Origin of the sequence: Methylobacterium indicum, assembly GCF_001043895.1 — a bacterium.
In the GTDB taxonomy this organism is placed as follows: domain Bacteria; phylum Pseudomonadota; class Alphaproteobacteria; order Rhizobiales; family Beijerinckiaceae; genus Methylobacterium; species Methylobacterium indicum.
Map to the genome: position 1 here is coordinate 34,471 of NZ_JTHF01000155.1, position 6,565 is coordinate 41,035.

Annotated in this window: 5 protein-coding genes; 3 read left to right on the top strand and 2 right to left on the bottom strand. The window is 72.5% G+C overall.

Going from position 1 to position 6,565, the window contains the following annotated elements:
* Positions 1 to 97: 97 nt before the first annotated feature.
* From QR78_RS18845 to QR78_RS18855, 3 genes are all read left to right on the top strand, one after another.
* A complete protein-coding gene (locus tag QR78_RS18845; protein WP_244278488.1) occupies positions 98 to 3,064 on the top strand; it encodes an ABC transporter ATP-binding protein/permease in 2,967 nt (988 codons plus the stop codon).
* Positions 3,061 to 3,507: a Crp/Fnr family transcriptional regulator gene (locus tag QR78_RS18850; protein WP_048429098.1), complete on the top strand. Its 447-nt coding sequence runs from the start codon at positions 3,061 to 3,063 to the stop codon at positions 3,505 to 3,507. Before QR78_RS18845 ends, QR78_RS18850 begins: the two co-directional genes overlap by 4 nt.
* An 84-nt stretch (positions 3,508 to 3,591) precedes the next feature.
* A complete protein-coding gene (locus QR78_RS18855; RefSeq protein WP_048429099.1) occupies positions 3,592 to 4,362 on the top strand; it encodes an SDR family NAD(P)-dependent oxidoreductase in 771 nt (256 codons plus the stop codon).
* A 10-nt stretch (positions 4,363 to 4,372) separates the two neighbouring features.
* Here the strand turns inward: QR78_RS18855 and QR78_RS18860 are convergent, their stop codons facing one another.
* On the bottom strand, positions 4,373 to 5,695 hold the full coding sequence (locus QR78_RS18860; protein ID WP_048429100.1) for a pilus assembly protein: 1,323 nt from the start codon (positions 5,693 to 5,695) through the stop codon (positions 4,373 to 4,375).
* A gap of 156 nt (positions 5,696 to 5,851) precedes the next feature.
* Entirely contained in the window at positions 5,852 to 6,295 is a 444-nt protein-coding gene (locus QR78_RS18865) for a VOC family protein (protein WP_048429101.1), read from the bottom strand.
* Positions 6,296 to 6,565: the final 270 nt, after the last annotated feature.

Below are 6,565 nucleotides of genomic sequence, written 5' to 3' on the forward strand. Positions count from 1 at the left end.
TCCCAGCCCCGCTCCGCCCCTCTACACAGGCAGGCGGGATCTGGGGCGGCGGACCATGAGCGGCGGGGCGGGAGCGGCGGAACGGACGGGCGGCGGTATGGCCCGGGAGGCGGGCGACCGCCCGGCCGACGGCCGCAGCGGGGAGCAGGTCGCGGGCCGGGAGGCGGTGCCCGCCCGGGCCGGCAACGACCGGGAGGCGGGCGACGCCTCCGGCGGCCTCGACCGCAGCCTGTTTCGCTACATCTGGCGCCACTCGAAGCGCGACCAGATCCTGATCTGCGGCGTCGTGCTCGCCTCGCTGCCGCTTTACTTCGCCTCGCTCGACCTGCCGCGGCGCATCGTCAACGAGGCGATCCAGGGCCACGCCTTCGAGAAGGGCAACGAGACCGCCAAGTTCCTGATCCTGCGCCTGCAGGTGCCGGACTGGTTTGGTGGCGAGCGGCTGCTGTTCTCCGGCTTCGACGTCGACCGGTTCGAGCTGCTGTTCGGCCTCTCCTCGATGTTCCTGCTGCTGGTGCTGATCAACGGCGCCTTCAAGTACTGGATCAACGTGGCCAAGGGGGCGCTCGGCGAGCGGATGCTGCGGCGCCTGCGCTTCCAGCTCTTCTCGCTGATCATGCGCTTCTCGCCGGACGCGCTGCGCCACACCAAGGCCTCCGAGGTCGCCACCATCATCCGCGACGAGGTCGAGCCGATCGGCGGCTTCATCGGCGACGCCTACATCCTGCCGGCCTTCCTGGGCACCCAGGCCGCCACCGCGATGGCGTTCATCCTGATTCAGAACGTCTGGCTCGGGCTGCTCGCCGCCGGGGTGGTGGGGGTGCAGTTCGTGGTCATCCCGCGCCTGCGGCGCGAGCTGCTGCGCCTTGGGCGCCAGCGCCAGCTCGCCTCGCGCCGCCTCGCCGGCCGGGTCGGCGAGGTGGTGGACGGCATCGCGGCGGTGCATTCCAACGGGGCCGAGGCCTGGGAGCGGGCCGAGATCGGCCACCGCCTCGGCGGGTTGTTCGACCTGCGCCTGCGCATCTACCGGCGCAAGTTCATGGTCAAGTTCCTGAACAACCTGCTCGCCCAGATGACGCCGTTCCTGTTCTACTGCATCGGCGGTTATTTCGCTCTCAAGGGCCAGCTCAGCATCGGCCAGCTGGTGGCGGTGATCGCCGCCTATCGCGATCTGCCGCCGCCCCTGAAGGAGCTGATCGACTGGGACCAGCAGCGCCTCGACGTGCAGGTGAAGTACGAGCAGGTCTTGCAGCAGTTCCTGCCCGACCGGCTTCTCGGGCTCGACGCGCCCGGCCGCGACGACTCGCTCTGCGGGCGGCTGGCCGCCGAGGGCGTCGGCGTGCAGGAGCCGCACGGGCCGGTCCTCTCCAACGTCTCCCTGTCCTTGCCCCTGCCGGCCATCGTCGCCATCGTCAGCGACGGCGGTCCCGCCGCCTCGACCTTCGCGCGGGTGCTGGCGCGCCGGGTCGTGCCGACCTCCGGCCGGGTCACCCTCGAGGGGCACGACCTCGCGGACTGGGCGGGCGCCGCGCTCACCCGGCGCATCGCCTTCGCGGGCGTCGACCCGATCCTGTTCCCGGGGTCCTTGCGCGACAACATCGTGTACGGCCTCAACCGCCGCCCGCCGGCCTCCGGCACTCATTCGGCCGACGCCAAGCTGCTGGCCGAGGCCCACCGCACCGGCAACCCGGTCGAGCCGTTCCCGGCGGACTGGATCGACTACGCCCAGGCCGGCGTCGCCGACGCGCGCGAGCTCGACGCCCTGATCCTCGACTGGCTCACCCGCATCGGCATGGGCGAGGAGGTCTACCGTTTCGGTCTCCTCGGCCAGGTCGATCCCGAGCGCCACCCCGATCTCGCTGCCCGGCTGATCGAGGCCCGGATCGCCTTCCGCGAGCGCCTCGCCGCGGAGGGGCACGCCCACCTCGTCGAGCCGTTCGACCCCGCCCGCTACAACCGTCAGGCGACGGTGGCGGAGAACCTGCTGTTCGGCGTGCCGACCACCACGGCGCTCACCGGACGGGCGCTCGCCGAGCACGCGGTGGTGCGCCTCGTCCTCGACCGCACCGGTCTCGCCGACGACCTCGTCACCATGGGCGAGCGGATTGCCGCCACCATGCTGGAGATCTTCCGCGGCCTGCCGAGCGGGCACCCGCTGTTCGAGCAGTTCTCGTTCCTCTCCGCCGACGAGCTGCCGGAATTCGAGGCGATCCTCGCCCGCCGCACCGCCACCGAGGCCTCGGCCGAGCGCCACGGCGGCGGGATGCTCAACCGGATCCGGCGGCGCTGGATCGGGCTCGGCCGCTACGGCTCGGCCGACGCGACGCGGCTCATCGCCCTGCCGCTGGCCTATATCGAGCCGCGTCACCGCCTCGGCCTGATCGACGACGCCTTCCGCGACCGGCTGGTCGAGGCGCGAGGCCAGCTGCGCACCGCCCTCGACGAGGCGGGTCTCGGCGGCGTCGACTTCTACGATCCCGACCAGGTCTGCGCCGCCGCCCCCTTGCGCGACAACCTGCTGTTCGGCCGCATCAACCAGTCGGTCGCCGACGCCGTCGAGACCGTGACGGCGACCGGCACCGCCCTCGTCCAGGAGATGCGGCTCGCCCCCGCCATCACCCGGGTCGGCCTCGACCACCAGGTCGGTCCCGAGGGGCGCTTCCTGTCGGGGGGACAGCGGGCGGTGGTGAGCCTGGTCCGCGCCCTGATCCGCCGGCCCGACCTCCTCGTCCTGGACGGCGCCCTCTCGCCGATGGGCGAGAACCGGGCCCGCACGGTGCTCGGACTCCTGCTGGAGCGGTTCGGCCGCGAGAACAGCCTCGTGGCGGTGCTCCCCAACGACCGCGTCGCCGACCGATTCGAGGTGGTGCTGCGGGCCGCCGGCACGCAGATCCACGGGCCGGACGCGAAGGCGGCGCCCCCGGCACCCGCCGCGGGCGAAGCCTCCGGCGGAGAGGTGCCGGCGGGGGCTGGCGTTGCGGCGCCGGCTGCGGCAGTCTCCGGGCGCGCCGACAACGAGACGGGGCCGGAACCGGCGCGCGTCGAGCAGGATGTAAGGGCATGACGCTAGAGACCGAGGTGCAGTCGCTGCGCCAAGTGCCGATGTTCCGCGAGGTGGATCCGGCTCGCCTGAAGCTGCTCGCCTTCACCAGCGAGCGGGTGCATTTCGCCGACGGACAGCGCTTCTTCGACCGGGGCGATGCGGCGGATGCGGCCTACCTGATCCTGGAGGGCGAGGCGGCCGTCACCCTGGACGGGCCGCAGGGGCCGATCCGCCTGGCCCTGCTCGGCGCCAACGCGCTCGTCGGCGAGATGGGCATCCTGGCCGACCAGCCGCGCTCCGCCACCGTGACCGCTGCCGTGCCGACGACGGCGCTCCGCATCGACCGGCGGGTCTTTCTCGAGCTTCTGAGCCAGTTCCCGCAGATCGCCATCGCGGTGATGCGCGAGCTCGCCCATCGCCTTGAGATGACCAACCAGCAGCTGGCCCAGACGCGGGCCAGCTGAGAACCAGCATCGGCGAGGCTCGCCGATGGAACGAGGCTTGCCCGCGAACGAGGCAGGCCCGAGACACGATCCCGGGGGGAGACCATGGACCTCGCAGCCGGCCTGAAGGGCCGCCACGTCCTCGTGACCGGGGCCTCGGGCGGCCTCGGCGAGCATTTCGCCCGGCTCTGCGCCCGGTGCGGCGCCGCCGTCACGGTGGCGGCGCGGCGCAAGGAGAAGCTCGACGCCCTGGTGCGCGATCTCCTGGCCGCCGGCGCCCCGGAGGCCCGGGCGGTCTCCCTCGACGTCGCCGATGCGGACTCGGTGACCGCCGCCTTCGCGGCCCTGCACGCCCTGCACGCCCTGCCGGACGTGGTGGTCAACAATGCCGGCATCGCCGAGGGCGGGGCGGCGATCGACGTCGACATCGCGACGTTCGACCGGGTGATCGACACCAACCTGCGCGGCGTCTGGGCGATGTCCACCACGGCGGCGCGCGCCTGGCGCGACGCGGGGCGCGGCGGCGTGATCGTCAACGTCGCGTCGATCCTCGGCCTCCGGGTCGCCGGCGGGGTCGGGCCCTACACGGTCTCGAAGGCCGGCGTGGTGCAGATGACCCAGGCGCTCGGCCTCGAATGGGCGCGCTACGGCATCCGGGTCAACGCGCTGGCGCCGGGCTATATCGGCACCGACATCAACCGCGAGTTCTTCGAGACGGCTCCCGGCCAGGCGATGCTCAAGCGCATCCCGATGCGCCGCCTCGGCCGTCCGGAGGACCTCGACGGCGCCTTCCTGCTGCTGGCCGGCGACGCCTCCGGCTGGATGACCGGCGCGACCCTGCCGGTCGATGGCGGCCATCTCGTCTCGGGGCTCTGACCGGAGGCTCTCAGTTCGTCAGCCGGACCTGCGCGAAGGTGTTGAACAGCTTCCTCATCGCGTCGCCGATCGCGCCGGTCTTGCCCGCCTCCATGTAGAAGTCCCCGCTGGTCGCGCAGGCGGCGAGCTGGGACGGGATGTCGTCGAGGCGCGTGCCCCGGCCGCGGATCTGGCTCGGCTGGCCGAGGGTGGCGTTGTAGCCCCAGTCCCAGGTCATCGGCAGGTAGGGCGTGTAGATCACCCCGACCCAGACCGGCAGCTTGGCGCTGCCGCCCGGCGCCTTGAGGGCGGCGCATTGCGCCGGATCGAAGGGCGCGACGAGGGCGCGCTTCGGCACGTCCCAGGTCCAGGACCGGCCCGGATCGGCGACGCCGTCGGTCGCCAGGATCACGAGCTTCTTCGGCGTGGTGATGCCGTCGCCGCTCGGGCCCACCGCCTTGGTGAAGGCCGGCATGATGGTCGAGAACAGCGTCGCCCCGTCGCTCTCGCCCGAGGCGCTCGGCGCCTTGGGCAGGTTGCCCGCCACCTTCGACAGGTCGCTCGTCGGATCGAGCACCTTGGTGAGCTGGGTGCTGAACGCGTAGATGGCGATCCGCACCCGCTTGCTCGCCGCCTCCTGCTGGCGCAGCGAGGCGACGAAATCCAGGATGCCCTGGTTCATCTCGTCGAGGCGCAGGGTGATGCCGTTCGCCTTGGCCCACTGGTAGCTGTCCAAATTGGTATTCTTCACCGGCTGGCCGTCGTGGCAGGCGAAGGCGCATCCGTTCAGGTTGGCCTGGAGCGCCGCGATGTCGGCGCTCGTCGCCCCCAGCGCCATCGAGCCCGAGACGTCGATCAGCAGGTAGACGTCGATCAGGGGCGACAGGTCGGCGCTGGCCTGCGAGACCCCGTCATAGGGCATCGCCGTGGTGCCGATGATCCCCATCAGGGTCGTCTTCGTCGAGGCCGTGTAGGTGCCCGAGACCGTGACGCTGCGGCCCGTCAGGGCGACGGTGAACGTCGCCTGGGGCGCCGTGGCCGTGGCCGCCTTCGGCGCCAGGGTGGCGAAGAGCTGGGTGGCCGCGTCGCTGCCGGCTTGGCGGATCGCCACGTCGGACAGGCCCTTGGCATCCGCCGCCCGCACCGCCTGGGCGCCGGCCAGCACCGCGGCGTCGAGGGCGGCGTCGAGGCGCGACCGATCCTGGCGCGAGCGGGCGAAGTCGACCCCGGCCCCGGCCAGGATCACCAGCATCAGGGCGGTCAGGCCGACGATCAGCGCGACGCTGCCGCGCCGGTCGTGCCCGAAGGCCCGGATCCGCGTCGTCGGGGGGAGCAGGAAGAGAGGCAGGGGCATGACGGACCGACCGGGGGGCGTCCGTCATCCTGCCCCGGCGGGCGTTTCCCCGCCGTGAATGCGATCGGCGAAACCCGCGGCCGCGCGGTCGCGGCGGCGGACTCGTCTCGACCCGGAATCCGTCCCGTCGGCGGCGATCCTCGGCGCCGCCCGGCGTCACGTCGTCGGATAGGTGATGAACTCCATCAGCGATCCGTCGGGATCGCGGAAGTAGACGCTGATGCCCTCGCCGACCGCGCCGTGCCGCGGCACCGGGCCGAGCTCGACCGGCACGCCGTGACGCTCGAGGTGGACGATCGCCTCCTCGATCGGGCCGTGCCAGCGGAAGCAGAGGTCGCTGTTGCCGGGCGCCACCGGCAGCCGGGCCCGCGGCTCGCCGATCTGGCCCGGCCCGTGGCAGTTCAGCTGCACGCCGCCGAAGCGGTAGGCGTAGCCCCGCCCGACCGGAACGACCTCCGCGCCGAGCACGTCCCGGTAGAAGGCGGTGGAGCGCTCCCAGTCCGAGACGTGGATGACGCAGTGATCGAGGTGGATCGCCGGACGGACGACCGTCTCGGGCACCGCACCGACGAGGTCGGGAAGGGTCTCGGTCTCCGGCATCGCGCGCCTCCGATCTTGCCACCTCCAAGGTAACGCGGCGGCGGCACCGGTGACCAGCGGGCCGGCGGGAAATGTCGCGCCGCCGCGCGGCCTGTCGCGGTCAGGCGCGCCAGAACGGCTTGCGGCTCTCCCGCCGCACCGTATCGGGATCGAGCCCGGTATCCAGCATCTGCGCCGGTGTCAGCTCGGCGAGGACCCGGCGGTCCCGGGCGCGACGCCACCAGAGGCGCAGGAGGGCGGGACGAGGCGGGGAGGTGTCGGGGACATGAC

Bases quoted from the DNA above. Each gene is read 5' to 3' on its own strand.
- QR78_RS18850 (WP_048429098.1), top strand. From the start codon at position 3,061: ATGACGCTAGAGACCGAGGTGCAGTCGCTGCGCCAAGTGCCGATGTTC.
- QR78_RS18865 (WP_048429101.1), bottom strand. From the start codon at position 6,295: ATGCCGGAGACCGAGACCCTTCCCGACCTCGTCGGTGCGGTGCCCGAG.
- QR78_RS18845 (WP_244278488.1), top strand. From the start codon at position 98: ATGGCCCGGGAGGCGGGCGACCGCCCGGCCGACGGCCGCAGCGGGGAG.
- QR78_RS18860 (WP_048429100.1), bottom strand. From the start codon at position 5,695: ATGCCCCTGCCTCTCTTCCTGCTCCCCCCGACGACGCGGATCCGGGCC.
- QR78_RS18855 (WP_048429099.1), top strand. From the start codon at position 3,592: ATGGACCTCGCAGCCGGCCTGAAGGGCCGCCACGTCCTCGTGACCGGG.